Source organism: Gibbsiella greigii, from assembly GCF_039540155.1.
In the GTDB taxonomy this organism is placed as follows: Bacteria; Pseudomonadota; Gammaproteobacteria; order Enterobacterales; family Enterobacteriaceae; genus Gibbsiella; species Gibbsiella quercinecans.
Genome location: NZ_BAABEM010000011.1, coordinates 126,845 through 151,393 on the forward strand (window position 1 = coordinate 126,845; position 24,549 = coordinate 151,393).

The following is a 24,549-nucleotide window of genomic DNA, read 5'->3' on the forward strand; positions in this document are numbered from 1 at the left end:
GGGATTCGCTGCGTTGCCGCCTTCCTGCAACTCGAATTATTTTGGGTATAGCTAACGGCTATGTTTGGCATGACGCTCAAAGTTATCGGCCCTCGCCGCCGCAGACTTGCGCAGTGTGACATAGCAAGCGCCATCGCCGCCGTCCCGCGGCAGCGCCCGGCAAAACGCCTGCACCTGTTCAAGCTGCACCAGCCATTTGGCGACATAACTGCGCACGATGTTCGCATGGCTGTCATCCGCCCGGCCACGGCCATGCACAACCAGCAACGAGCGCAAATTTCGCCGTTCCGCCTGGACAATAAAACTAAACAGCGCCTGCCGGCATTGCTCCACCGTGCTGCCACGCAAGTTCAAACTGCCCTGCGGGGCATAACGCCCCTGGCGCAGCTTATCCAGCACGCCCTGCTGGATCCCTTCGCGTTTATACTCCAGCGCCGTGGCACGGGGAATAATCGCCAGGAAATCCGTGCTGAGAACGTTGTTCAACGGTATGGCCCGCACCTCCCGGCGTTGGGTTTTATCCATATGATCCTGCGGCTTCAGGTACAGCGTCTGCTGCCGCCCGGCGAGCGGGATCACATCCGCCATCGCCTGCTCAAAAAAACCTTGCTCATCGTTACTCATCGTCGCGTCACTCTTACAGGGAAGGCCGGGAACCTTCGCCATCAGGGGATAGTGATGATTGTAAGACACCGCCGCAGGGTTGCAAGTAACAGATTGTCAACAAAGGGTGCAGCAACGGGTGAGCTTCTGAACAGTTTTCGCTATACTGCCAACCTCGATTGAGTGCCGCAATAAGGAAGAAGAAGATGACAATGCGCGAGCTGGATATTCGGTTTCAACATGCAATGAATGAATTGCAAGCCAGCTTCGAAAAGCAGCACCGTGAATGGCAGCAAAGCTACCAGGCGCTGCAACAGCTGCTGGAAGAAGCCAAACAGCGGGAAGCGGCCCTGCGCGCGCAGAATGAACAGCTGCGGCGCAAATTGAGCACCGCCAGTTCGGTGCCGGAACAGCATGCGTTGGTGAAGCAGATCAAAATGCTGGGCGCCCATCTGGATGCGCTGGCGAAAGACGCCGCCACCTTCAATCACCACCTGCATAATACGCAAACGCGCCCCGGCGGCAACTTTGGCAATGAGCACTAGGCCGGCGCCCATGGCCCGGCACTGCGCCCCAACACAATAAGACAACCTAATGACGTGGATCATCATCGCCGCCCTGGTATTGGTTTTTATCGCGGGTTATTTCATCCTGACCTCCGATACCCGCAAAGCGGTGGCTTCACTGGCGCATCGGCTGAAGATCAAACCCTTGCTGATTGAGTCGATGATGCAAGAAATGGGGCCGCGCCAAAGCCAGAATTTCATCAGGATGCTGAATAACGGCTACAGAGAAGAAATGCACCAGGCGGCCTATCTGATCTTTATCTATGCCACTTTCGTCAAACAGGCGGACGATGAGCAAATCGGCCACTGGCGTGAAATATTAATACGCGCGGGCCTGTCGCCGGAGTTGCTCAGCGAACACACCGAGGCCGCGCTGTTTTATTTTGCCGATATGGATCTGGACGCGTTTGAGCTGGCGCAGTTTCGCCGCAGCTACAACGAGCGTTTCAACCATGAGGTGCTGGTAGCGCTGTGAGTACGTTCCCCCTTAGCCGGGGGAAAACGCATCAGAACATGCTGTACAGGTAGCGCGAAAGCGCATCGCGGGAGCTAAAACCATGAGGGATGCCATAACGCTGGGTTGGTGCGTCGCCGCTTAAGTCCAGAGGGAATTCGAGATACTGCTCGCTGGTGCGCACCGGCGAGGTCGGCGTGGCAAAATGCAGGCTCTTCTCTTTCAGCGCGGGGTGGATCACCAACGCTGTTCGCCCCATACGCGCTTCCCGGTTAACATACACATAGTGTTCGCCCTTGCGGTAACCATAGGCCTGATCGCTGACATAATCACGTACAAAGCCGGCACTCTCCAACACTCTAGCCACTTCATCCGGCCGTAAATACATTAATTTCTCCTTATTTTCATTGCTAAACGCAGTGCGACCTTACCGCAAACAGCAGATGAAACAATCACTTTATTAATATAAATAAGGGTTTCAGAATAATCCCTAATTATGGTTTATTACCGATCCGCGGCGCGCCAGCGCCTGCATCCGCAGCGTTAACAACGCGCCAAAAAACACCATCAGCGCCGCCGCCAGATAGATTGACGGCATACCGCTATAGGTGATCAGCAACCCAGCCAGCGGCCCGGTGATCCCCAGCGCCAGATCCAGAAACGCCGAGTACAACCCAAGCGCCGTTCCCTGGTTTTGTTGCGGCACCTGTTTCACCGCCTCAACGCCCAACGCCGGGAACACCAACGAGAAACCTGCCCCGGCCAGCAGTGCGCCGATCTGCACCATCCACGGCGCGATCGCCAGCCAGATCAACAGCAGGCCGGCGATTTCGATCGCAAAAGACACCAGCGTCACGCTCAGGCCACCGTAGCGGTTGATGGCATTACTGAACAACAACCGCATGCCGACAAACGCACAGCTAAATAACGTGAGCGTGAAAGCCGCGCCACTCCAGCTTTTCTCGGCGTAGTACAGGGTGATGAACGTGGCGATAACGCCAAACCCCACGGTGCCGAGCGCCAATCCCATCCCATACGCCCAGATGCGCCCAAACACGGCGCTGAAGGCAATACGCTTGCCGGCCGAAATCGCCACCACCGGTTTGCCACTTGCCAGCCACAGCGACACCAGCACCGCGAACACAATCAGCCCGGCCACCCCGGCCAGGCCCCAGTGCTGGTTAAGGTAAACACCCAGCGGCGCGCCGCCGGCCATCGCGCCATAGGTAGCCACACCGTTCCAGGAAATCACTCGCGCCGTATGTGCTGATCCCACCAGCCCGATGCCCCACAGCGTCGAACCGGTGCTGGCGAAGCTTTCCCCCACGCCCAGGAGCATGCGGCCAATGCACAGTAGGATCAGGCTCAGCAGCGGAAGGCCGTCGAACCAATAGGCGATAGCGTAAAACACCCCGCTCAACCCGCAACAGGCCAGGCCAAACAGCACCACCTTTTTCGGTCCGAACTGATCGGCATAACGCCCGGCATGCGGACGGCTGACCAACGTCGCGAAATATTGCGCGCTGATAATCAACCCCGCCATCACCGAGTTATAACCCAGGTGGTTATGCACAAACCCCGGCAACACCGCCAGCGGCAAACCGATGGTCAGATAGCAGGTAAACGTAAACATCACTACGGATAAAATCCGCTTGTTAAGCTGAAAATTATTTTCTTTGCGACTGATTGCGGTCATGGGGCGTGGCTCACAAACAAGGGGGAACGACAACGTCTATCAGCATACCCCAGCACAAACCGATGAGAAATGTGATAGTTATAACGAATTATTATTTCTATTCTCAGCTTTCCGCCTGCGCCACTCACTGGGGCTCATGCCCAGGACGCGCTGAAACTCACGGTTAAAGTTCGATTTGGTGATAAAACCGGCATCCAGCATAATTTCCGTCACGGGCTTTTCGCTGCCGCGCAGCCACGCCGCCGCCTGCTGGATCCGCAGTTGATTCACATACTGGGAAACGTTCATCCCGGTCTGCTGGTTAATAGCCTGCGAAACCTTACGGGCCGGCAGGCCCACCTTGCGCGCCAGGCTGGCCAGGTTCAGCTCAGGCGTTAGATAAAGATTATCCTGTTGCAAACGCCGGTGTATTTGGGCAAACCACGCCGCCGTCTGTTCAGGGGCGGCACGCTCCTCGCCGCCCACCTCCGCCACGGGCTCCACAGTGGCCTCTGGTGGCCGCATCAGCCCGAGCGCCAGGGCGACGCCAAGGGCCAGCAGCGTATTGCTGACGGTGGCCACCAGCGCCGCCAACCGCCCGCCGAACAGCTCGAAATCCACAATAATCACGATTTCAGCCATACTGCACAGTATCAGCACAACAGCCAATGCCCGCCACAGCCGGTAGCTCAGCCAGCTTTCCGTCAACGCCACCTGTTGCAGGCAGTTCTCCCCCCGGCGCAGATAAAACAGCATGGCGATGCCATACCCCAGATAACTGGCGACAATTAGCGCATCCAACAACACCGGCGCCCACGTGGCCGCCAGCCATACCCACAGCGGCAGCATCAGGTGCCCATAGGTATAACGGCTCAACCGCCCCTGGGCGCTGGTCAGCAACGCTAGGTAGCTCAGCACCGGCACCAGCACGGCGCCAAAGGGCTGCAACGGATTAAACAGCGCCACATGGTAGCCATAGCGCAGCCCAATCAACAGGCTTTGCCAGATACACAACAGCAGCAATAGTTGGAACGCCCAGCGCTGGCGCTGCGGGCGACCAAGGCGCAACAGCAGGATCAGGCACATCAGGCTAAACAGAAAGGAAAGCGGGACAAGTGGCATAGCGGCCCATCAGAGTAGTGACTGAATGGCGAGTGTAGGGCCTTAAAACTGTTAAAACAATCGGTTGAGGTGCTGGATCGCGATCGAGGTCGCGGCCATTCCCGGCGTGGGCACAATGGCGTTTCCACCAGCCATGAGAACCCGAAATGAAAACACTACTGCTGCTTATTGCCTTATTCAGCACATTGGCGAATGCTGCGCCCTATCAAGTCGCCAGCCATCAACAGACCTTTCACAACGGTGAGCGAGTGCTTACTGGGTGGGTGCGTTACCCTACAACGCCGCCCCGCGAGCAACGCACGGCAAGCGCCCCAGTGCCTGAATGCTCTGCCGCCCACTCCCCGGTATTTCACTGCATCAATACCCATCCTGATGCCCCTGTCGCTGCCGGGCGCTTCCCGCTGATTGTGTTAAGCCATGGCAGCGGCGGCAATGCGATGAGCCAAGCCTGGCTGGCGCAGGCGTTGGTGCAGCAAGGCGCTATCGTAGTGGCGGTGAACCACCCCGGCAGCACCACCGGCAATTCCATACCGGCACGCTCGGCCAGGCTGTGGCAGCAGACGCAGGATATTTCCGCCCTGATTACCGCGGTCAGCCAAAACCCACGCTGGCGCCAACATATTAATCCGCACGCCGTCGGCGTCATCGGCCACTCCAAAGGGGGCTACAGCGCCATTGCCGCCATCGGCGGACGTATCACGCGCGAGGGTTTCGCCCACGGTTGCCGCCAGGCGCCAGCTACGCCAAGCTGCCAATTCTATACCGCGGCCGGGGTAGATTTGTCGGCCTTACCAGCACGGCAAATGGATGCCGACTATACCGATCCGCGCATCCGCTTTGCCATCGCGCTCGATCCGGGGATGGTGCACTACCTGTCGCCGTCCAGCCTGCGCAGGCTCAGTGCGCCGCTGTTGGTTATCGTGCCGCAGCACTATATGGAAGGAAACACGGTGGGGAATCTGGGCGGCGCCAAACTGGCCGCCGATAGCGGTAAATACCCTATTCGCACGCTAACGTTGCCTGGCGGTAACCACTTCGATTTTTTGCCAACCTGCACACCGGCGGCGAAATCCATCCTGGAAGCGGACGGAGAGGCATTTATTTGCGCCACGCCTTCGGCGCAACGCGACGCATTTCACCGGCAAACCATTCAGGCCGTCGTTGAATTTATCCGGCCATGGCTCCCGCCGTACAAGGCATGACGGCGTGCGGATACTTATCCGGCCAGCGCACCAAAAAGAAAACACCCGGGCAAGCCCGGGTGTCTGCATACTGGCACTGTGCCGTTAACCGGTGCCGTTCCATCACTGATGATTAAGCGGCTGGAGTAGCGGCTTTTTTAGCGGCGGTTTTTTTAGCGGTTTTGTGGTGTTTTTTGGCAGCCTGCGCTTTTTGGGCTGCTGGTGCGGCTTTTTTAGTGGCTTTATGATGTTTTTTAGCCGCCTGTGCTTTTTGAGCGGCTGGCGCGGCTTTTTTAGTGGCTTTATGATGTTTTTTAGCCGCCTGAGCTTTCTGTGCCGGGGCTTTTTTGGTGACTTTTTTATGGGCTTTCTTGTGAGTGGTGGTTTTAGCCGGTGCTTTCTGTGCAGCAGCAGGCGCCGCAGCAGTAGCAGGTGCGGAAGCCGGTGCCGCTGTAGTATCAGCGGCAAAAGCAACAGAAGACAGACCCATAGCGGCAGCAACGATCAGCGCAAATACTTTTTTCATAGTGACATTCCTCAGCGTTTTTTTCGGTAAGCCCCCAATGGAGCCGTTGCGCTGATAATAGAGGAACCCGTGTAGTGCTTCAGTAAGGGATTGGTTTCCTCACGTAACCAAATGTACAGAACACGGCAACGCCGTTTGGCGCAGCGCAATACCCCAGCGCCGCCGGCAAAATGACCAAAATGGTCTATACTTACCAGACATGTGTCGAAACGGAGAGCCGAATGTTTAAGAAAAGCGAAAAAGTAGAACGAGATATCGATCAGGACGTCACTCTGCTTGCCGATACATTAGACGAAGTCCTGCGGGCTTCCGGTGATAAGAGCAAAGAGGAACTGAAAGAGCTGCACAATAAGGCGAAAGGGGTTTTACGCGACGCCAGGGCACGCTTTAACGATTCCCCCAGCCTGACACAGCACGCGCGTGACGCGGTCAGCCATGCTGACAACTATATACACGACAAACCTTGGCAGGGCGTAGGCATCGGAGCCGCTGTTGGCATCGTGCTCGGCGTCCTGCTGGCCCGGCGTTAACACCCCCTGCAGTTATAAAGAGAAAACAACAAATGTGCGTCTGGCCCGTGGGTAACCACGGGCCGTTTACGTTTTATCCCCCTACTTCCCCACACATCCGGCGTTGAACGATCGTCTTTGGCGGGTCCCTATCCAGATTGCCGGTGAAACGGTGAAAAACCGCACCTGGCTACTTTACCGCCACGCCAACGCCGATGCGGGCGTTACTCACCCGTTTGTCGAGATGTTTGAAGACGGCCCGCATTAGGAGCCGGACACGCCGAAAAAAAATTTTCCCCACGCAACCCAGCCCGGCTGCGGCTTGCATAAAAAAAGGCAAAAACACTATATGTAGAATGGTTGATAAAACCAATATCAATATATAGTATTCATTATGTCAGCCGCAGGGACATCGTGCCGGCTGATAACGCTGCCAGAAACGCCGTAAGATGCTCCGTTTTCTGGTGTTGGCCGCCTTTCCTTCAAACCACAAGGTAAATGCGAATCATGAGCATTATTATTTACAGTAAACCTGACTGTGTCCAGTGCAATGCCACCTATCGCGCATTTGATAAACAAGGGATTGATTATCAGGTCATCGACCTCACGCAGGATCAACAGGCCCTGACACATGTAAAATCATTAGGTTACCAACAGGTTCCGGTGATTATCGCCGGCGACGATCACTGGGCCGGGTTCCGCCCGGACAAAATCGGCGCGCTGGCCCAAGCCCTGGCATCGTGAGGTTCAGGCATGAATCCGTTGGTTTATTTCTCCAGCAGTTCGGAGAACACCCATCGGTTCGTTGAGAAGCTGGGCCTGCCGGCGATACGTATCCCGATCGCCGGCGCCCGCAGCAAGCTGTTAATGGAACAACCCTATATATTGATTGTGCCCAGCTACGGCGGCGGTAGCACCGTCGGCGCGGTGCCGATCCAGGTGATCCGCTTTCTCAATGTGCCACAGAACCGTTCCTATCTGCGCGGCGTAATCGCCGCCGGGAATACCAACTTCGGCGCAGCGTACGGCATTGCCGGCGACATTATCGCTAAAAAATGCCAGGTGCCTTTTCTTTACCGTTTTGAACTGCTCGGCACCGAGCTAGACGTTGCAAACGTTCGACAGGGAGTAACCGCATTTTGGCAACAACAGAACTGACCAAACCGGCGTCCGGCGCGCTGGATTATCATTCGCTCAACGCGATGCTCAACCTTTACGATGCCGAAGGGCGCATCCAGTTCGATAAAGATCGGCTGGCCGCACGCCAATACTTCCTGCAGCACGTCAACCAAAACACCGTTTTCTTCCATAACCTGGAAGAAAAGCTGCGCTATCTGGTAGAGGAAGGCTACTACGAAGCGCAGGTGCTGGCGCAGTATGAGTTCGCCTTCATCAAGCAACTGTTCCGCCAGGCCTATGCCAAGAAGTTCCGCTTCGATACCTTTCTGGGCGCCTTCAAATATTACACCAGCTACACGCTGAAAACCTTTGATGGCAAACGCTATCTGGAACGTTATGAAGACCGCGTGTGCATGGTGGCGATGACTCTGGCGGCCGGCAACACCCAACTGGCGCAGGATCTGGTCGAGGAAATTATTTCCGGGCGCTTCCAGCCGGCTACCCCAACCTTCCTCAACTGCGGCAAGCGCCAACGCGGGGAGCTGGTTTCCTGCTTTCTGCTGCGCATTGAAGACAATATGGAATCCATCGGCCGGGCGGTGAACTCTGCGCTGCAGCTTTCCAAGCGCGGCGGCGGCGTGGCCTTCCTGCTGACCAATATTCGCGAAGTGGGCGCACCGATCAAACGCATCGAAAACCAGTCGTCCGGCGTTATCCCGATCATGAAAATGCTGGAGGATGCCTTTTCCTATGCCAACCAGCTCGGCGCGCGCCAGGGGGCCGGTGCGGTGTACCTTAACGCGCACCACCCCGACATCCTGCGCTTTCTCGATACCAAGCGTGAAAACGCCGATGAGAAAATCCGCATCAAAACCCTGTCGCTCGGCGTGGTGATCCCGGATATCACCTTTGAGCTGGCGAAAAACAACGAAGAAATGTACCTGTTCTCGCCGTATGACGTGGAGCGGGTGTACGGCGTGCCGTTCTCAGAGATCAGCGTCAGCGAAAAATATCGCGAAATGGTGGGCGACAAGCGCATCCGCAAGTCCCGCATCAATGCGCGCGAGTTTTTCCAGGTGCTGGCGGAAATCCAGTTTGAATCCGGCTACCCATATATGCTGTTTGAAGATACGGCCAACCGCGCCAGCCCGATCGCCGGGCGCATCAACATGAGTAACCTATGTTCGGAAATCCTGCAGGTCAACCGTGCCAGCACCTACCACGACGATCTCAGCTACGCGGAAGTGGGCAAAGATATCTCCTGCAACCTCGGCTCGCTGAACATCGCCAAGACCATGGACGCGCCGGACTTCGGCAAAGCGGTGGAAACAGCGATTCGCGCGCTGACGGCGGTGGCGGACATGAGCGACATCAGCTCGGTGCCTTCAATCGCCAGCGGCAACCGCGCCTCACACGCCATCGGCCTGGGGCAGATGAACCTGCACGGCTACCTGGCGCGTGAGCGTATCTACTACGGTTCCGAAGAAGGGATTGATTTCACCAACATCTATTTCTACACCGTGGCCTACCACGCCATCCGCGCGTCCAACCAGTTGGCGATAGAACGCGGCAGCAGTTTCGGCGGGTTTGAAAACTCCACCTACGCCAGCGGCGAATATTTCAGCAAATACATTGAGCAAAGCTGGCAGCCGCAAACCGCACGCGTCAGCGAACTGTTCGCTCAGGCCAATATCAGTATCCCAAGCCAGGACGACTGGCAGGCGCTGCGCCAGTCTGTGATGGCGCACGGGCTGTATAACCAAAATCTGCAGGCGGTGCCGCCAACCGGTTCGATTTCCTACATCAATAATTCCACCTCCAGCATTCACCCGATCGTGTCACGTATCGAGATCCGCAAAGAGGGCAAGATTGGCCGCGTGTATTACCCGGCGCCTTACATGACCAACGACAACCTGGATTACTACCAGGATGCCTACGAGATCGGCCCGGAAAAGATTATTGATACCTATGCCGCCGCCACCCAGCATGTCGATCAGGGGCTATCGCTGACGCTGTTCTTCCGCGATACCGCCACCACGCGCGACATCAACCGGGCGCAGATCTACGCCTGGCGCAAAGGGATCAAAACCATTTACTACATCCGCCTGCGCCAGATGGCGCTGGAAGGCACCGAGGTGCAGGGCTGCGTGTCCTGCTCGCTGTGAGGGATCTTATGACTATGCAACGTGTCCAGGCGATTAACTGGAACAAAATCGAAGACGACAAGGATCTGGAAGTGTGGAACCGCCTGACCACCAACTTCTGGCTGCCGGAGAAAGTGCCGCTTTCCAACGATATCCCCTCATGGGCCACGCTGACCCCACAGGAGCAGCAGTTGACCATCCGGGTATTTACCGGCCTGACGCTGCTGGACACCATCCAGAACACCGTCGGCGCGCCGGCGCTGATTGCCGATTCGCTAACGCCGCATGAAGAGGCGGTATACTCGAACATCAGCTTTATGGAGGCGGTGCACGCGCGTTCTTACAGCTCGATCTTCTCTACGCTGTGCCAAACGCCCGACGTTGACGATGCCTACCGCTGGAGCGAAGAGAATCGCGCGCTGCAGAAAAAGGCCAGTATCATTCTGGCCCACTACCGCAGTGACGATCCGCTGTTGAAAAAGGTCGCCAGCGTCTTCCTGGAATCGTTCCTGTTCTATTCCGGCTTTTATCTGCCGATGTACTGGTCCAGCCGCGCCAAGCTGACCAACACCGCCGATTTGATCCGCCTGATCATTCGCGATGAAGCGGTGCACGGCTACTACATCGGCTATAAGTTCCAGAAAGGGTTGGAAAAAGCCGATCCGGCACGCCGCCAGCAGGTGAAAAACTTCGCCTTTGATCTGTTGCAGGATCTGTACGACAACGAAGTTCACTACACCGAAGAACTGTATGACGGCGTCGGCTGGACAGAAGATGTGAAAACCTTCCTGCATTACAATGCCAACAAGGCGCTGATGAACCTGGGCTATGAAGCCCTGTTCCCACCGGCGATGGCCGAAGTCAACCCAGCGATCCTTTCTGCGCTTTCGCCGAACGCGGATGAAAACCACGATTTCTTCTCCGGCTCCGGTTCGTCATACGTCATCGGCAAGGCCGTCAATACCGAAGACGAAGACTGGGATTTCTAAGCGCGTACCCGCCCCACCCGCTTCACGTTGCGCCAAACCCGGCGCAACGTGATCGGCCACAATATTACTGGCACCGCATATCATGGTAGGCTTACCGGCTGAACGCACCACTGCGCCCTTGTTATTCACCGGATTAAACGGCAGGCCATGCGCATAAAACTGTCTTACCAAATCAAACTTTTTCTTGGCCTGGTCGCCTTTTCCTGCCTGCTGCTGACGGCGATCGGCAGCTATACCTATTACCGGCTGGATGCCAAACTGCATGAGGATCTTGGCGCCCGCGCCCAGGTGCAGGCGCGGGAAATTGCGCTGATGCCGCCGCTGATCAGCGCGGTGGAACACAACGATACCGGGCAAATCGCCGCGCTGATGAACAAAATCCGCGCCGTCAGCGATGCCAGCTATATCGTTATCGGCAATAGCCAGACCCTGCATCTTTATCACTCACAATCCCCCAACAGTATCGGCACGCCGATGGTCGGCGGCGATAATAAGCAGGTGCTGGCCGGGAAAAGCATTATTTCAGTGCGCGAAGGCGGCATCGGTATTTCGCTACGCAGCAAAGCCCCGATTATGGATGAGCATAACCGGGTGATCGGCATTGTCTCCGTCGGCTACTTAAAATCGTACATCGACAGTTTGAATGCCCGCAGCCTGAGCCAAATTGTTCTCTCCGTGGTGTTGCTCTTGATCACCCTGTTCGTATTCTCCTGGCTGCTGGCAAAAAACCTCAAACGCCAGATGTTTTGGTTGGAACCGGAAGAGATTGCCCTGCTGGTCCGCCAGCAAAAAGCCTTGCTGGAAGCCATCTATGAAGGGGTGATCGCCATTGACGATCGCCAGCGCATCATCACCATCAATCGCGCCGCGCGTGAACTATTAACACTGCATCAACCGGCCAGCGTATTGATCGGCAAAGAGATCAGCGAAGTGATCAACGCTCAGCCAGATTTTTTCAGCCCGGCCAAGCTCGCGCAGAATACCCACGATGACGTTTGCCGCTTTAACCACGTGCGCGTCATCGCCAGCCGGGTGCGCATCCTGCAGGAGGATAAACTGCAGGGCTGGGTGATCAGCTTCCGCGACAAAAACGACATCAATACGCTAAGCAGCCAGCTCAGCCAGGTGCGGCGCTACGCGGATACCCTGCGTATCATGCGCCATGAGCAGCTTAACTGGGCGGCGACCCTAGCCGGGCTGTTACATATGCATCGCTACGATGAAGCGGTGCGCTATGTCGAGGCGCAGTCGGAAGGCGCCCAGGAAATCCTGGATTTCATTGCTCAACGCTTCAGTTCGGCGGCGCTGTGCGGCCTACTGTTAGGCAAATATGCCAGCGCCCGCGAAAAAGGCATTACCCTGCAGTTTGATCCCGCCTGCCAACTGCGCCAACTGCCTGCCGCGCTGAATGAAACCGAGCTGATGTCTATCATCGGCAACCTGGTGGATAACGCCGTAGAGGCGACGTTGCGTGGCGCAACGCCGCAGGCGCCCGTCGAGCTGTATATCAGCGACAGCGGCAACGAGTTGGTGATCGACGTCGCAGACCAGGGCACCGGCATTGCGCCGGCGATCCGTGACACGCTGTTTGAGCAAGGGGTGACGACAAAAGATAAGGGCGATCACGGCATTGGCCTGCACCTGGTCGCCAGCCATGTGGCACAAGCGCACGGCAGCATAGAAGTGACGGATAACTCGCCGCATGGCACCGTATTCTCCCTTTTTATTCCCAAAGCAAGATAACCATTCGGTTCATTAGGCGGGGTTATATACCCACACAATAATTAAGCGTAATTTACGTTTTATTACCGCGAATACCCCGCAAAAAATAGCACGCCGTAAATCTAAAATGTAACGCCTATTTCCTCCAGAAAGCGTCACGTATTACGGTAATATTTTAATACTAAGAATAATATTTGAAAATTTCACAACGAATTTATTACATCTAAAAATCAGTGTGTTCGGAGAATTATTACGAATAGTGAAAAAAATATGTAAGGTGGGCGAAAGTACCATAACCAATAAAAAAGCGGATGTAAACCTCAGATATACCCTCGAGGGAAGATTGAGACTTGTCTCAGAAGCTCACTGTGTTAGGGTATAGGGCACTATTATTTTCTATTAGGAAATTTTTATCGTTTGAATTACTCCAGAGGAAACAGAAAATTGCATGGCAATTAAACTCGAAGTAAAAAACCTATATAAGATATTTGGCGAGCACCCAGATCGCGCATTCAAACTGATTGATAAAGGATTATCCAAAGATCAGCTGTTTGAAAAAACCGGGTTATCACTGGGTGTAAAAAACGCAAGTCTGGCCATTGAAGAAGGCGAGATATTTGTCATCATGGGGCTTTCCGGTTCGGGGAAATCCACCCTGGTACGCCTTCTCAATCGTCTGATAGAACCTACCCGCGGGCAGGTTCTGATTGACGGTGAAGATATTTCAAAAATATCCGATGCCGCCCTGCGTACCGTGCGTCGTAATAAGATCAGCATGGTGTTCCAGTCATTCGCGCTAATGCCGCATATGAACGTATTAGACAACACGGCATTCGGCATGGAATTAGCCGGCGTACCACTGCGTGAGCGCCAGGAAAAAGCGCTGGATGCATTGCGCCAGGTGGGGCTGGAAAATTATGCCAAATCCTACCCGGATGAACTTTCCGGCGGCATGCGCCAGCGCGTAGGGTTAGCCCGTGCGATGGCAAACGATCCCGACATATTATTAATGGATGAGGCCTTCTCGGCGCTGGATCCATTAATTCGTACCGAAATGCAGGATGAGCTGGTGAAATTGCAGTCTAAACACCAGCGTACCATCGTGTTTATTTCCCACGATTTGGATGAAGCCATGCGCATTGGCGATCGTATTGCCATTATGCAAGGCGGTGAGGTTATTCAAGTCGGTACGCCGGATGAAATCCTGAATAATCCGGCCAATGATTATGTCCGCACCTTCTTCCGCGGCGTTGATATCAGCCACGTATTTAGCGCAAAAGATATCGCCAAACGCCGCCCGGTAACGTTAATTCGTAAAACCCCCGGTTTTGGTCCGCGTTCAGCGCTCCGGCTGCTGCAGGATGAAGACCGCGATTATGGCTATGTTCTTGAACGCGGGCAGAAATTCATCGGCGTGGTGTCGATAGAATCGCTGAAAAAAGCCCTGGCGGCCGGCCAAACGCTGGACGATGCGCTGCTCGAAGCGCCCGCACCGGTGCCGGCCGACATGCCGCTCAGCGAACTGATTTCCCTGGTCGCTCAGGCGCCTTGCGCCGTGCCGGTCGTCGGCGAAGAGAACAACTATATCGGCATTATTTCCAAAGCCATGCTGCTGCAGGCTTTAGATAAAGAGGGCTCAACCGAATGACTGATCAAACTCAAGACCCGTGGGCCAGCACCGCAGAACAGAGTGCCGCCCCGGCCCATGACGCCGCAGGCCAGGCCGCGGCAAACAGCGATCCCTGGGCCAGCACCGCGGCGCCCGCAGACAACGCGAACGATGCCTGGTCAACGTCACCGCCGCCCGCGTCACACGATGCCGCCAGCCAGGCTGCACAGAGCAGCGACTGGCTGAACAGCGCCCCGGCACAGCCGGAGCACTTCAACCTGCTCGATCCGTTCCATAAAGCCTGGGTACCGTTCGATTCCTGGGTCACCAGCGGCATCGACTGGCTGGTACTGCACTTCCGCCCGCTGTTTCAGGGGATCCGCGTGCCGGTGGATTTCATTCTGAGCGGCTTTCAGCAACTGCTGCTCGGCATGCCGGCGCCGGTTGCCATTGTGGTGTTCTCGCTGATCGCCTGGCAGCTTTCAAGCCTGGGCATGGGCGCCGCTACGCTGGTGTCACTGGTGGCCATCGGCGCCATTGGTGCCTGGTCGCAAGCGATGGTCACGCTGGCGCTGGTATTAACCGCCCTGCTGTTTTGTATCGTGATCGGCTTGCCGCTCGGCATCTGGCTGGCGCGCAGCAGAAACGCCGCCAGGGTGATACGGCCGATTCTTGATGCCATGCAAACCACCCCGGCGTTTGTTTACCTGGTGCCGATCGTCATGCTGTTTGGTATCGGCAACGTGCCCGGCGTGGTGGTGACCATCATCTTCGCCCTGCCGCCCATAGTGCGTTTGACGATCCTGGGTATACAGCAGGTGCCGGAAGATCTGATCGAAGCGGCCGAGTCCTTTGGCTCCAGCCCGCGCCAAATGCTGTTTAAAGTACAGTTGCCGCTGGCGATGCCAACCATTATGGCGGGCGTGAACCAAACGCTGATGCTGGCGCTTTCGATGGTGGTCATCGCCTCGATGATTGCCGTTGGCGGCCTGGGCCAGATGGTGTTGCGCGGTATCGGCCGCCTTGATATGGGCCTGGCGGCGGTCGGCGGCGTGGGTATCGTTATTCTGGCCATTATTCTCGATCGCCTGACCCAATCTCTGGGGCGCGATCGCCGCAGCAAGGGGATGGGCCGCTGGTATGCTCACGGGCCAATCGGCCTGCTCACCCGTCCATTCATCAAAAAAGCGTAATCGCTCGGCTCCCGGCGCCAGCCGGGGGCCATGGCACGCAACCATCACCGAAGGGGAACCATTATGCGTTCGGCAGGAATTTGGGCTGTCGCCCTTGGAGCATTGTTTAGTGCTCAAGCCTTTGCCGCAGAACTTCCCGGTAAAGGCGTCGTGGTAAAACCGGTACAAAGTACCCTTGCAGAAGAAAGCTTCCAGACAGAGCTGGTCAACCGAGCCTTGACGGCATTGGGCTATGACGTTCAACCCACGGCAGAAGTGGACTACAACGTAGCCTATACCTCGATTGCCGCCGGCGACGCCACCTATATGGCGGTGAACTGGGAACCGCTGCAGGTGGATATGTATAACAACGCCGGCGGTGGGCAAAAGTTTTATCGTGAAGGGGTGTATATCACCAACGCCGCACAGGGCTATCTGATCGATAAGAAAACGGCGGATCGCTACAAAATCCACGATATTTCCCAGTTAAAAGACCCCAAGCTGGCGAAATTGTTTGACGCGGACGGCGACGGCAAGGCCGATCTGGCCGGCTGCGAGCCGGGTTGGGTGTGCGGCAACGTGATCGACACCCACATCCATGCCTATGGGCTTAGCCAAACCGTTACACAAAACCAGGGTAACTACTCGGCGATTATCGCCGATACCATCACCCGCTTTAAACAGGGCAAGCCGGTGCTCTACTTCACCTGGACGCCGTACTGGGTTAGCGACGAACTGGTGCCGGGCCGCGACGTGGTGTGGCTGACGGTGCCGTTTTCCGCCGGCCCCGGCTCGTTGAAAAACACCGACACCACCTTGCCTAACGGTAAAAACTACGGTTTCTCGGTCAATAACGAGCATATCGTCGCCAATAAACAGTGGGCGGCGGCCAACCCGGCGGCGGCGAAACTGTTCGCCATCATGAAGCTGCCGCTGGCCGATGTGAACGCGCAGAACCTGCGTATGCACAACGGCGAAAACAGCAGCGCCGATATACAGCGCCATGTCGACGGCTGGATCCGTGCTCACCAGGCCACGTTTGATGGCTGGATCAAAACGGCTGCCGCGGCGGCGAAATAATCTCCTGCGCCGGTAACCCGGCGTCACATGACAAAAATAAGGTATTTCACTATGCGCAAAGCAGGAATATGGGCTCTGGCCCTGACAACACTGATTGGTTCACAATTCACTTACGCCGCCGATCTGCCCGGCAAAGGCATTTCGGTACAGCCGGTGCAAAGCACCATCTCGGAAGAAACCTTCCAAACGCTGCTGGTCAGCAAAGCGCTGGAAAAACTCGGCTATGACGTTAAGCCGCCGCGTGAAGTGGACTATAACGTTGCCTATACCTCCATTGCCTCTGGCGACGCCACTTTCCTCGCCGTGAGCTGGGATCCGCTGCACGCCGATCAGTACAAAGCCGCCGGCGGCGATGCCAAGTTCTACCGTGAAGGCGTTTACGTTAACGGCGCCGCTCAGGGCTACCTGATTGACAAGAAAACTGCCGAACAGCACCACATCACTAACATCGAACAGTTGAAAGATCCCAACATCGCCAAGCTGTTTGACACCAACGGCGATGGCAAGGCCGATCTGACCGGCTGTACGCCGGGTTGGGGCTGTGAAGCGGTGATTAACCACCAGATAAACGCTTACGGCCTGAGCAAGACCGTTGAGCACAACCAGGGCAACTACGCGGCGATGATTGCCGATACCATCACCCGTTATAAAGAAGGCAAGCCGGTGCTGTACTACACCTGGACGCCGTACTGGGTTAGCGACGTGCTGGTGCCAGGGCGTGACGTAGTGTGGCTGCAGGTGCCGTTCTCATCCCTGCCGGGCGCGCAGCAAAACGTGGATACCAAGCTGCCTAACGGCAACAACTACGGTTTCCCAGTGAATACCATGCGTATCGCCGCCAACAAACAGTGGGCCGCAGCCAACCCGGCAGCCGCCAAACTGTTCGCGATCATGCGCCTGCCTATCGCGGACGTGAACGCGCAAAACCTGCGTATGCATGAAGGCCAGTCTTCTGAAGCCGATATCGAAAACCACGTCAACGGTTGGATTAAAGCCCACCAGGCAACCTTCGACGGTTGGGTCAAAACCGCCGCTGAAGCCGCACAGAAATAATGCCTTCCGGGGCGCAGCCCGCTGCGCCCCTTATTCCTCGACGACAATCCCCCCACCCTGCAAAAAACGCTCAGCGGCCTTCGACAGCGGCTGTGGCCATACGCAAAACACCTGGCGTCGCGGCCCATCCTGAATCGGGATCGACACCAGCGTACTCAGGCGCTGCGCCGTTGAGATCGGTACGATGCCCGCGGCCAACCCTCGGCTGACCAGATTTTCCAACCATTCGAAATGGTCGATTTCAAAGCTGACGTGCCGCTTGATGCCCGCGGCCTGAAACGCGCGATCGGTCTGCCGCCTTGCGGCGGTGCCGCTGTAAAAATCCACCAGCGGCACCTCCGACAGCGCCTTCAGGCTCACACGTTCACAACCGGCCAGCGGATGCTGCGCGGCCACCAGCGCTACCAGCGGCTCATCGATCAACCGACGATGGGAAACCGGCAGCAGATCAATATCCCCCGGCCAGATGCCGACAAACGCCAGGTCGAGTTTCTGCTGGCGCACATCCTCCAGCAGCATTTCGCTCATGCCCACGTACAGCCGGATATTCACCGCCGGATAGTGGCGGTGGAACTTGTCGAGCATACTGGGCAGATCAATCGCGTTTATCGTTGATATGGTGCCGATGCTCAGGGTGCCGGACACCGTGCTGCTGGCGGCGGTGACCTCTTCCACCAGCGCCTGTTTCGCCGCCAGCAACCGTTGCGCGGACGGAATAAATGCCTGGCCGGCGGTCGTCAGCCTGACCCGGCGAGAAGTGCGTTCAAACAGTGAACAACCCAGCTCATCCTCCAGCTTGGCAATCTGGTGGCTGAGGGCCGACTGCACCGTATGGCAGCGCTGCGCCGCCCGGGTAAAGCTCTGCTCCTCGGCCACCGCCAGCGCATAGCGGATCTGTTTCAGGTTCATGGTATCTATCTCAAAATGAGATTAATCAAATGAAAATTATACATTGGTTTAATCTACCGCGCTGCCGGATACTCCCCCCCACGTTTTCCGATGATGAGAACCTATGCGCCCATCAACCCCAACTTCAGGCCTTAGCCCGATGCTGACCGCCCTGATCGCCATCGCCACCGGCCTGGCGGTCGCCAGTAACTATTATGCCCAGCCGCTGCTGGAAACCATCGCCCAGAGTTTCCGCCTGTCGGTCAACCAGGCTGGGCTGATCGTCACTGTCGCCCAGTTGAGCTATGCCACCGGCCTGCTGCTGCTGGTGCCGCTCGGCGATATGTTTGAACGCCGCGGGCTGATTGTGTTTATGACGCTGCTGGCGGCCTGCGGCATGCTGATCACCGCCAGCGCGGGCACACTGCCGCTGATGATGTTGGGCACCGCCCTGACCGGGCTGTTTTCGGTGGTGGCGCAGATACTGGTGCCGCTGGCGGCCTCGCTGGCGCAGCCGGAAAAGCGCGGAAAGACCGTGGGGATTATCATGAGCGGCCTGCTGCTGGGTATCCTGCTGGCGCGCACCGTGGCAGGCGCGCTGGCGGCGATCGGCGGTTGGCGCACCATTTACTGGGTAGCCAGCGTGCTGATGATCCTAATGGCGCTGCTGCTGTGGCGTGCGCTGCCGCGCTACAAACAGCATACCGGGCTAAATTACCTCCAGTTGCTGAAATCGATTTTCACCCTATTCAGCGGCACGCCGTTGCTGCGTACCCGCGCGCTGCTTGGCGCGCTGTCGTTCGCCAACTTCAGCGTTCTCTGGACGTCCATCGCCTTTCTGCTGGCAGCGCCGCCGTTCAACTATTCGGAAGGCGCCATTGGGCTGTTCGGGTTGGCGGGCGCAGCCGGGGCGCTGGCCGCTTCACGCGCCGGCCATCTGGCCGATAAGGGCAAGGCCCGCCTGACCACCAGCGTTGGCCTGGCGCTGTTGCTGTTGTCATGGCTGCCCATTGCGCTGGCAAAACAATCGCTATGGGCGCTGATTGTGGGGATTGTGATCCTCGATCTGGCGGTACAGGCGGTACACGTCACCAACCAAAGCGTGATTTACCGCATTATGCCGGAAGCCCGCAACCGCCTGACAGCCGGCTATATGACCAGCTATTTTATCGGCGGCGCGCTGGGCTCACTGTTGTCCGCCTCGGCCTACCAGCACGCAGGATGGTATGGGGTGTCCGCTGTCGGCGGCGTTTTATGCCTGCTGAATCTGGCGATTTGGCAGTTCGGCAAGCGGTTTGATCCATAGGGCACAGCCGAAGGCCCGTATGGGGGTATAAAGGCGCCCGCCGCTCTGGTAAGGTGATGAGCATGAAACAGGGCCGTATTTCGCGATGCGTAACGGCGCCCTTTACCCTTGATAATTCGAATAAAAATGCCAAACCAAGCAGCAGACAACCTCACCCCCGCCGCCACCTTCACGAACGGCGTCGTTGACAGTTTACCGATCGTGATCGGCTATGTGCCTGTGGCGTTTGCCTTTGGCCTAAGCACGGTGAAACTGGGCTTCACCCCACTCGAAAGTATTTTCTTCTCCTGCATTATCTATGCGGGCGCCAGCCAGTTCGTGATTACCGCTCTGCTAAGCGCCGGAATGTCGCTGTGGGTATCGGCCTTAACGGTGATGGCGATGGATGTGCGCCACTTGCTGTACGGCCCGGCGCTGCGCCACCGTATTGTCACACGCATGTCGGGCGGGAAAACCGCACTGTGGGCGTTTGGCCTAACGGATGAAGTGTTTGCCGCCGCCACCACTAAACTGATGCGCAATAACCGCAGTTGGAGTGAAAACTGGATGCTGGGTATTGCCCTGTGCTCCTGGCTGGCCTGGGTGGCCGGCACCGCCGTTGGAGCGCTCTTCGGCAATGGCCCACTGGAGCAGTTCCCGGTGCTGGAAGCGGCGCTTTCCTTCATGCTACCGGCGCTGTTCCTGAGTTTTTTGCTAGCGGCCTTTAAACGCCCACAAAGCCTGACGATCGCCGCCGCGTTGGCCGGCGCGCTGCTCGGCGTGGTGCTATTTTCCATTCCGGCCGCCATTTTGACCAGCCTCGCCGCCGGCGGTGTGGCGGCGCTGCGCCGCCCCGCAACCGAGGAAGCCGCCGATGAACACTAACGTCCTGATCATTGGGCTGATCGTCGGTTGCGCCAACTACCTGTTCCGCTACCTGCCACTGCGCCTGGGCGCCAGGCGCAATCCGGCGGCGCTCAAACGCGGTAAAACCGCCCTGCTGCTCGACAGCATCGGTATCGCTTCTATCTGCGCGCTGTTGGTGGTTTCCAGCACGCCGATGATCATGCGCGAACCCGACAAACTCTGGCCCACGCTGGCGGGGTTCGGCGCGCTGGCGCTGTGCTTTTATCACAGCAAAAGCATCATTCTTTCGACATTAACTGGCGCATTAACCTTTGGGATTACATTAAAACTACTTATATGTTTCAGCCAAGGCTGATACGCTACTGCGTACAGCTTGCGGTCTTAATCACATTTTTCAGCTAAAACACGCATTTGTTACCACTGAAAATGACACAAATTGTTAAATTATTCACCGTGCTGAACATTTACATTATTAATCACCATGGTTATTATGCCAGACGAAATTAATGAGGCGATAGATTATGGAAAGTTCGTTCACTCCCATAGAGCAGATGCTGAATTATCGGGCGAAGCGCGAGAAGGATTTCCCCTACCAAGAGATCCTGCTCACCCGTCTGTGCATGCATATGCAAAGCAAATTGCTGGAAAACCGCAATAAAATGCTCAAAGCGCAAGGCATTAATGAAACGCTGTTTATGGCGCTGATCACCCTTGATGCACAGGAAAGCCACAGCATCCAGCCTTCCGAGTTAAGTTCGGCCCTGGGCTCTTCACGCACCAATGCCACCCGCATCGCCGATGAGCTGGAAAAACGCGGCTGGATCGAACGCCAGGAAAGTGATAACGATCGCCGCTGCCTGCACCTGCACCTGACCCCGCAGGGCGAAGCATTCCTGGCACAGTTACTGCCACCTCAGCACAAATGTCTGCACCTCCTGTGGTCCACGCTCAGCGCCGACGAACAAAGGCAGTTGGAAGCGTTAACACGCAAGCTATTAGCACGTCTGGATCAAATGGAAGTGACAGAACAGTTACTCTAATTAGCTCTTTCTGTTCAGGTACACACGTATGAACCCCCTGTTTAACTGGAGATTGACCCCGTTGTGCGCGGTTTTGCTGCTCGCCGGGTGTGCATCAACCGATAATATTGCGCCGCAGTCTACGCTGATGGATGCGCAAAACCTGCAGTTGGCTCAGCCAAAGGTCAGTTCGTTGGCGCTCAGCCCACAGTGGTGGCGTTCACTGAACGATCCCCAGCTTGACGACCTGATGGCCCGCACGCTGCAAAGTTCGCCCTCACTGAGGCAAGCCGCCGCCCGCGTGCGTGAAGCGCAGAGCGTAGTGGGTGAAGCCAACGCCGCCAATGGGCCGAACCTGGATCTTAACGGCAGCATTACGCGCCAGCGTACGCCGCAAAACGTCTACGAGGTCATCGGCTACCCAACCAGCCCGGTCTACACCAGTTCCAACTCACTGGGGTTGAATCTGGCCTATGAGCTGGATTGGTGGGGCAAATACCGCAATCAGGTCAATGCGGCGCAGGCCCAGGTGAATGCCGCCAGGGCAGAGCAGGAACAGGCCGCGCTGACCCTGACGACCTCGGTCGCCTCGGCTTACTATCAGCTGCAAAGCAGCTACGCGCTGGAAAACGTACTGCGGCAGGAAGTCGAAAACAACCAGCGCCTGGCCGATCTGCGCCAACAGCAATATAAAGCCGGCATCACCGGGGTGGATATCCCACGGCAGATCCAGGCTCAGGCCGACGGCGCCAAGCAACAGCTGTTGCAACTGCAATCCCAGATTGAACAACTGAAGCACCAACTGGCGGCGCTGGCCGGCCAGGGGCCGGACGCCATGCAGCACCTGCGCCCGGTTGCCTTGCCGGCCGATGGGCTTTTGGCGCCACAGGGCGAACTGACCACCGATCTCCTGGGCCGGCGCCCGGATATTACCGCACAGCGGCAGTTGGTCGAATCGTATAACCAACGGGTGAGCGCAGCCCGGAAAGAATTTTACCCCAGCTTGTCGATCTCGGCCTTCGCCGGCCTGACGACCACCAACATCAGCGGCACCAGCCCGAACCTGTTGGAAGCGGCGAGCCAGGCCTGGAATTTCGTGCCGGCCATAACGCTGCCTATTTTCCATGCTGGCGCACTGCGCAGCAAACTGGGCGAGGAATCCGCGCTTTACGATCAGGCGGTGGAATCCTATAACCAAACCATCGTCAACGCCGCACAGCAAACGGCAGACGCTATTACCGTGCAAAAAAGCAGTGCACAGCAATTGGAGCAGGCGTCTTCCGCCGCCGGCGCCATCCAGCAGGTCTACCATGTTGCTAATGCCCAATATCAGGCCGGTATTATCGGGCGCGATCAGCTGCTGACCAGCCAAACCCAGTGGCTCCAGCAGCAACAGGCGGAACTGAACGCCCGCAGCAATGTGATCCAGGCGAAAATAGGATTGATCCGTGCCCTTGGCGGCGGCTATCAGGCCCCGCAAAGCGCGGATAAAAAAGCATAAATATACTCTAAATAATTCGAGTTGCAGGAAGGCGGCGACGCAGCGAGTCCCCAGGAGCTTACTCCAGTAAGTGACTGGGGTGAGCGAGGAAAGCCAACACACCTGCAACTTGAAGTATGACGAGTATAAATAATAAACATGCCCGCTATAGCCTGTGTTGTCAGCAAGCGCTAGCCCACTCCCAGCGTCAAGCGGGGAGCGCATACGGCGCATAACGCGGCGGCACGGCAGTGAGGGTAAACGTGGAGAATACCATGAGTGTAAGCGCGGAGAATCAGGCCCCGCAGCAACAAGCCGGCCAGAAACGCAAACCGGCAGGCAAGAAAAAACAACGTAAATTTTGGCTATCACTATTAACCGTTATTTTCATCGTCATTGGGGTGGTCTATCTGGTGTATTGGTTCCTGGTGCTGCGCCATCACCAGGAAACGGACGATGCCTATGTGGCCGGTAATCAGGTGCAAATCATGGCCCAGGTATCCGGCAGCGTGAACCGCATCAACTTTGATAATACCGATCTGGTGAAACAGGGTGATGTGCTGGTCACACTCGATCCGACCGATGCGCAACAGGCCTTTGAGCGTGCCCGCACCGGCTTGGCCAATGCCGTGCGCCAAACCCGGCAGTTGATCATCAACGGCAAGCAGTATCAGGCCAATATCGCCCTGCGCCAGGCGGATCTCAGCAAAGCGGAAAACGATCTGAAACGCCGTGTGGTACTGGGCAGCGTTGACGCCATTGGCCGTGAAGAGCTGCAACATGCCCGCGATGCGGTCACCAGCGCCAAGGCCGCGCTGGAAGTGGCCACGCAGCAATACAACGCCAACCAGGCCATGGTGCTGAATACGCCGCTGGAGCAACAGCCGGCCGTGCAGCAAGCCGCCGCACAGGTGCGTGACGCCTGGCTGGCCTTGCAGCGCACCCAGGTGATCAGCCCGATTACCGGTTATGTTTCACGCCGCAGCGTGCAGGTGGGGGCGCAAATCGCCGCCGGTTCGCCGCTGATGGCGGTGGTGCCGGCCGATCACGTCTGGGTTGACGCCAACTTCAAGGAAACCCAAATCGCCAATATGCGCATCGGCCAAAGTGCCACGGTGGTCAGCGATGTTTACGGCGATGATGTGGTGTACAACGGCAAAGTGGTCGGGATCGATATGGGCACCGGCAGCGCCTTCTCATTGCTGCCGGCGCAAAACGCCAGCGGCAACTGGATCAAAGTGGTTCAACGCCTGCCGGTGCGTATTGAGCTGGATGCCAAACAGGTGGCGGAGCACCCGCTGCGTATCGGCCTGTCGACGCTGGTCAAGGTCGACACCACCGATCAGGCCGGCCGTATGCTGGCGGACGTGGTGCGCGACACGCCACGCTACCAGAGCGACGCTCTGGCGTTGGATCTGGCACCGGTGAATCAGATTATTGCTGAGATCATCCATGCAAACGCCGGTTAACCAAGTGGGAGGCTTCC

General features: G+C 57.0%; 26 protein-coding genes. 20 read left to right on the forward strand and 6 right to left on the reverse strand.

Going from position 1 to position 24,549, the window contains the following annotated elements; all coding sequences use genetic code 11:
- Nucleotides 1-51: 51 nt before the first annotated feature.
- Nucleotides 52-624 carry a Smr/MutS family protein gene (gene smrA / locus AC559G_RS11730; protein ID WP_498912670.1) on the reverse strand — a complete coding sequence of 191 codons (573 nt, stop codon included), beginning with the start codon at nt 622-624 and terminating at the stop codon, nt 52-54.
- Nucleotides 625-809: 185 nt separating this feature from the next.
- Here smrA and AC559G_RS11735 point away from each other — a divergent pair, with 185 nt between their 5' ends.
- Complete coding sequence (locus tag AC559G_RS11735; RefSeq protein ID WP_438596646.1) at nt 810-1,148, forward strand: MbeD/MobD family mobilization/exclusion family protein; 339 nt, start codon at nt 810-812, stop codon at nt 1,146-1,148.
- Nucleotides 1,149-1,197: 49 nt separating this feature from the next.
- Nucleotides 1,198-1,644: a DUF1198 domain-containing protein gene (locus AC559G_RS11740; protein ID WP_498912671.1), complete on the forward strand. Its 447-nt coding sequence runs from the start codon at nt 1,198-1,200 to the stop codon at nt 1,642-1,644.
- Between the two features lie 31 nt (nt 1,645-1,675).
- Here AC559G_RS11740 and AC559G_RS11745 read toward each other — a convergent pair whose 3' ends face one another.
- The 3 genes from AC559G_RS11745 to AC559G_RS11755 all read right to left on the reverse strand — a co-directional run bounded on the left by AC559G_RS11745 (nt 1,676) and on the right by AC559G_RS11755 (nt 4,420).
- Nucleotides 1,676-2,011: a DUF2002 family protein gene (locus tag AC559G_RS11745; RefSeq protein WP_438596644.1), complete on the reverse strand. Its 336-nt coding sequence runs from the start codon at nt 2,009-2,011 to the stop codon at nt 1,676-1,678.
- 102 nt (nt 2,012-2,113) lie between these two features.
- Nucleotides 2,114-3,319 carry an MFS transporter gene (locus AC559G_RS11750; RefSeq protein ID WP_498912672.1) on the reverse strand — a complete coding sequence of 402 codons (1,206 nt, stop codon included), beginning with the start codon at nt 3,317-3,319 and terminating at the stop codon, nt 2,114-2,116.
- A gap of 78 nt (nt 3,320-3,397) precedes the next feature.
- Nucleotides 3,398-4,420 carry a helix-turn-helix domain-containing protein gene (locus AC559G_RS11755; RefSeq protein ID WP_498912673.1) on the reverse strand — a complete coding sequence of 341 codons (1,023 nt, stop codon included), beginning with the start codon at nt 4,418-4,420 and terminating at the stop codon, nt 3,398-3,400.
- 146 nt (nt 4,421-4,566) lie between these two features.
- Here AC559G_RS11755 and AC559G_RS11760 point away from each other — a divergent pair, with 146 nt between their 5' ends.
- Nucleotides 4,567-5,622, forward strand: coding sequence for an alpha/beta hydrolase family protein (locus tag AC559G_RS11760; protein WP_498912674.1), 1,056 nt, complete (start codon nt 4,567-4,569; stop codon nt 5,620-5,622).
- 112 nt (nt 5,623-5,734) lie between these two features.
- Here the strand turns inward: AC559G_RS11760 and asr are convergent, their stop codons facing one another.
- Nucleotides 5,735-6,127, reverse strand: coding sequence for an acid resistance repetitive basic protein Asr (gene asr, locus AC559G_RS11765; RefSeq protein ID WP_498912675.1), 393 nt, complete (start codon nt 6,125-6,127; stop codon nt 5,735-5,737).
- Between the two features lie 221 nt (nt 6,128-6,348).
- On the opposite strand from asr, the gene AC559G_RS11770 reads away from it, so the two are divergent.
- The 11 genes from AC559G_RS11770 (at nt 6,349) to proX (AC559G_RS11820) (ending at nt 17,524) form a co-directional block, all read left to right on the forward strand.
- The gene (locus AC559G_RS11770) at nt 6,349-6,657 is read left to right on the forward strand and encodes an ElaB/YgaM/YqjD family protein (RefSeq protein ID WP_095847509.1); all 309 of its coding nucleotides are present in this window, start codon (nt 6,349-6,351) and stop codon (nt 6,655-6,657) included.
- 103 nt (nt 6,658-6,760) lie between these two features.
- Nucleotides 6,761-6,904: a hypothetical protein gene (locus tag AC559G_RS11775; protein WP_498912676.1), complete on the forward strand. Its 144-nt coding sequence runs from the start codon at nt 6,761-6,763 to the stop codon at nt 6,902-6,904.
- Between the two features lie 239 nt (nt 6,905-7,143).
- A complete protein-coding gene (nrdH, locus tag AC559G_RS11780; RefSeq protein WP_095847504.1) occupies nt 7,144-7,380 on the forward strand; it encodes a glutaredoxin-like protein NrdH in 237 nt (78 codons plus the stop codon).
- A gap of 9 nt (nt 7,381-7,389) precedes the next feature.
- Entirely contained in the window at nt 7,390-7,794 is a 405-nt protein-coding gene (nrdI, locus tag AC559G_RS11785) for a class Ib ribonucleoside-diphosphate reductase assembly flavoprotein NrdI (RefSeq protein WP_498912677.1), read from the forward strand.
- Nucleotides 7,776-9,920 (forward strand): class 1b ribonucleoside-diphosphate reductase subunit alpha, encoded by a 2,145-nt coding sequence (gene nrdE / locus AC559G_RS11790; protein ID WP_462614269.1) that lies wholly within the window; start codon nt 7,776-7,778, stop codon nt 9,918-9,920. The genes nrdI and nrdE overlap by 19 nt, the downstream gene beginning before the upstream one ends.
- Before the next feature lie 8 nt (nt 9,921-9,928).
- Nucleotides 9,929-10,888: a class 1b ribonucleoside-diphosphate reductase subunit beta gene (gene nrdF / locus AC559G_RS11795; protein ID WP_498912678.1), complete on the forward strand. Its 960-nt coding sequence runs from the start codon at nt 9,929-9,931 to the stop codon at nt 10,886-10,888.
- Between the two features lie 147 nt (nt 10,889-11,035).
- Nucleotides 11,036-12,631 carry a sensor histidine kinase gene (locus AC559G_RS11800; RefSeq protein WP_498912679.1) on the forward strand — a complete coding sequence of 532 codons (1,596 nt, stop codon included), beginning with the start codon at nt 11,036-11,038 and terminating at the stop codon, nt 12,629-12,631.
- A gap of 427 nt (nt 12,632-13,058) precedes the next feature.
- The gene (gene proV / locus AC559G_RS11805; RefSeq protein WP_438597133.1) at nt 13,059-14,258 is read left to right on the forward strand and encodes a glycine betaine/L-proline ABC transporter ATP-binding protein ProV; all 1,200 of its coding nucleotides are present in this window, start codon (nt 13,059-13,061) and stop codon (nt 14,256-14,258) included.
- Nucleotides 14,255-15,412 carry a glycine betaine/L-proline ABC transporter permease gene (proW, locus tag AC559G_RS11810; RefSeq protein ID WP_498912680.1) on the forward strand — a complete coding sequence of 386 codons (1,158 nt, stop codon included), beginning with the start codon at nt 14,255-14,257 and terminating at the stop codon, nt 15,410-15,412. Before proV ends, proW begins: the two co-directional genes overlap by 4 nt.
- Nucleotides 15,413-15,475: 63 nt before the next feature.
- A complete protein-coding gene (gene proX / locus AC559G_RS11815) occupies nt 15,476-16,471 on the forward strand; it encodes a glycine betaine ABC transporter substrate-binding protein (protein WP_498912681.1) in 996 nt (331 codons plus the stop codon).
- Nucleotides 16,472-16,522: 51 nt separating this feature from the next.
- Nucleotides 16,523-17,524, forward strand: a complete 1,002-nt coding sequence (gene proX, locus AC559G_RS11820) for a glycine betaine/L-proline ABC transporter substrate-binding protein ProX (RefSeq protein WP_438597136.1) — start codon at nt 16,523-16,525, stop codon at nt 17,522-17,524.
- A gap of 30 nt (nt 17,525-17,554) precedes the next feature.
- On the opposite strand, the gene AC559G_RS11825 is transcribed toward proX (AC559G_RS11820), so the two are convergent.
- The gene (locus AC559G_RS11825; protein ID WP_438597137.1) at nt 17,555-18,433 is read right to left on the reverse strand and encodes a LysR family transcriptional regulator; all 879 of its coding nucleotides are present in this window, start codon (nt 18,431-18,433) and stop codon (nt 17,555-17,557) included.
- Between the two features lie 103 nt (nt 18,434-18,536).
- On the opposite strand from AC559G_RS11825, the gene AC559G_RS11830 reads away from it, so the two are divergent.
- From AC559G_RS11830 to emrA, 6 genes are all read left to right on the forward strand, one after another.
- Nucleotides 18,537-19,718: an MFS transporter gene (locus AC559G_RS11830; protein ID WP_498912682.1), complete on the forward strand. Its 1,182-nt coding sequence runs from the start codon at nt 18,537-18,539 to the stop codon at nt 19,716-19,718.
- 126 nt (nt 19,719-19,844) lie between these two features.
- Nucleotides 19,845-20,582 carry an AzlC family ABC transporter permease gene (locus AC559G_RS11835; RefSeq protein WP_498912683.1) on the forward strand — a complete coding sequence of 246 codons (738 nt, stop codon included), beginning with the start codon at nt 19,845-19,847 and terminating at the stop codon, nt 20,580-20,582.
- Complete coding sequence (ygaH, locus tag AC559G_RS11840; protein WP_498912684.1) at nt 20,572-20,919, forward strand: L-valine transporter subunit YgaH; 348 nt, start codon at nt 20,572-20,574, stop codon at nt 20,917-20,919. The genes AC559G_RS11835 and ygaH overlap by 11 nt, the downstream gene beginning before the upstream one ends.
- Nucleotides 20,920-21,085: 166 nt before the next feature.
- A complete protein-coding gene (mprA, locus tag AC559G_RS11845) occupies nt 21,086-21,604 on the forward strand; it encodes a transcriptional repressor MprA (RefSeq protein ID WP_498912685.1) in 519 nt (172 codons plus the stop codon).
- Nucleotides 21,605-21,632: 28 nt separating this feature from the next.
- Nucleotides 21,633-23,084, forward strand: a complete 1,452-nt coding sequence (locus tag AC559G_RS11850) for an efflux transporter outer membrane subunit (protein WP_438597142.1) — start codon at nt 21,633-21,635, stop codon at nt 23,082-23,084.
- A gap of 254 nt (nt 23,085-23,338) precedes the next feature.
- Nucleotides 23,339-24,532, forward strand: coding sequence for a multidrug efflux MFS transporter periplasmic adaptor subunit EmrA (gene emrA, locus AC559G_RS11855; RefSeq protein ID WP_498912686.1), 1,194 nt, complete (start codon nt 23,339-23,341; stop codon nt 24,530-24,532).
- The last annotated feature ends 17 nt before the right edge of the window (nt 24,533-24,549 follow it).

Excerpts from the sequence above, each read along its gene's own strand:
- mprA (WP_498912685.1), top strand. The coding sequence starts at position 21,086 with ATGGAAAGTTCGTTCACTCCCATAGAGCAGATGCTGAATTATCGGGCG.
- AC559G_RS11770 (WP_095847509.1), top strand. The coding sequence starts at position 6,349 with ATGTTTAAGAAAAGCGAAAAAGTAGAACGAGATATCGATCAGGACGTC.
- AC559G_RS11755 (WP_498912673.1), bottom strand. The coding sequence starts at position 4,420 with ATGCCACTTGTCCCGCTTTCCTTTCTGTTTAGCCTGATGTGCCTGATC.
- nrdH (WP_095847504.1), top strand. The coding sequence starts at position 7,144 with ATGAGCATTATTATTTACAGTAAACCTGACTGTGTCCAGTGCAATGCC.
- ygaH (WP_498912684.1), top strand. The coding sequence starts at position 20,572 with ATGAACACTAACGTCCTGATCATTGGGCTGATCGTCGGTTGCGCCAAC.
- proV (WP_438597133.1), top strand. The coding sequence starts at position 13,059 with ATGGCAATTAAACTCGAAGTAAAAAACCTATATAAGATATTTGGCGAG.
- AC559G_RS11850 (WP_438597142.1), top strand. The coding sequence starts at position 21,633 with ATGAACCCCCTGTTTAACTGGAGATTGACCCCGTTGTGCGCGGTTTTG.
- AC559G_RS11800 (WP_498912679.1), top strand. The coding sequence starts at position 11,036 with ATGCGCATAAAACTGTCTTACCAAATCAAACTTTTTCTTGGCCTGGTC.
- AC559G_RS11835 (WP_498912683.1), top strand. The coding sequence starts at position 19,845 with ATGCCAAACCAAGCAGCAGACAACCTCACCCCCGCCGCCACCTTCACG.
- AC559G_RS11750 (WP_498912672.1), bottom strand. The coding sequence starts at position 3,319 with ATGACCGCAATCAGTCGCAAAGAAAATAATTTTCAGCTTAACAAGCGG.
- proW (WP_498912680.1), top strand. The coding sequence starts at position 14,255 with ATGACTGATCAAACTCAAGACCCGTGGGCCAGCACCGCAGAACAGAGT.
- AC559G_RS11830 (WP_498912682.1), top strand. The coding sequence starts at position 18,537 with ATGCGCCCATCAACCCCAACTTCAGGCCTTAGCCCGATGCTGACCGCC.
- AC559G_RS11740 (WP_498912671.1), top strand. The coding sequence starts at position 1,198 with ATGACGTGGATCATCATCGCCGCCCTGGTATTGGTTTTTATCGCGGGT.
- AC559G_RS11760 (WP_498912674.1), top strand. The coding sequence starts at position 4,567 with ATGAAAACACTACTGCTGCTTATTGCCTTATTCAGCACATTGGCGAAT.
- proX (WP_438597136.1), top strand. The coding sequence starts at position 16,523 with ATGCGCAAAGCAGGAATATGGGCTCTGGCCCTGACAACACTGATTGGT.
- AC559G_RS11745 (WP_438596644.1), bottom strand. The coding sequence starts at position 2,011 with ATGTATTTACGGCCGGATGAAGTGGCTAGAGTGTTGGAGAGTGCCGGC.
- AC559G_RS11735 (WP_438596646.1), top strand. The coding sequence starts at position 810 with ATGACAATGCGCGAGCTGGATATTCGGTTTCAACATGCAATGAATGAA.
- smrA (WP_498912670.1), bottom strand. The coding sequence starts at position 624 with ATGAGTAACGATGAGCAAGGTTTTTTTGAGCAGGCGATGGCGGATGTG.
- asr (WP_498912675.1), bottom strand. The coding sequence starts at position 6,127 with ATGAAAAAAGTATTTGCGCTGATCGTTGCTGCCGCTATGGGTCTGTCT.
- nrdF (WP_498912678.1), top strand. The coding sequence starts at position 9,929 with ATGACTATGCAACGTGTCCAGGCGATTAACTGGAACAAAATCGAAGAC.
- proX (WP_498912681.1), top strand. The coding sequence starts at position 15,476 with ATGCGTTCGGCAGGAATTTGGGCTGTCGCCCTTGGAGCATTGTTTAGT.
- nrdI (WP_498912677.1), top strand. The coding sequence starts at position 7,390 with ATGAATCCGTTGGTTTATTTCTCCAGCAGTTCGGAGAACACCCATCGG.
- emrA (WP_498912686.1), top strand. The coding sequence starts at position 23,339 with ATGAGTGTAAGCGCGGAGAATCAGGCCCCGCAGCAACAAGCCGGCCAG.
- AC559G_RS11825 (WP_438597137.1), bottom strand. The coding sequence starts at position 18,433 with ATGAACCTGAAACAGATCCGCTATGCGCTGGCGGTGGCCGAGGAGCAG.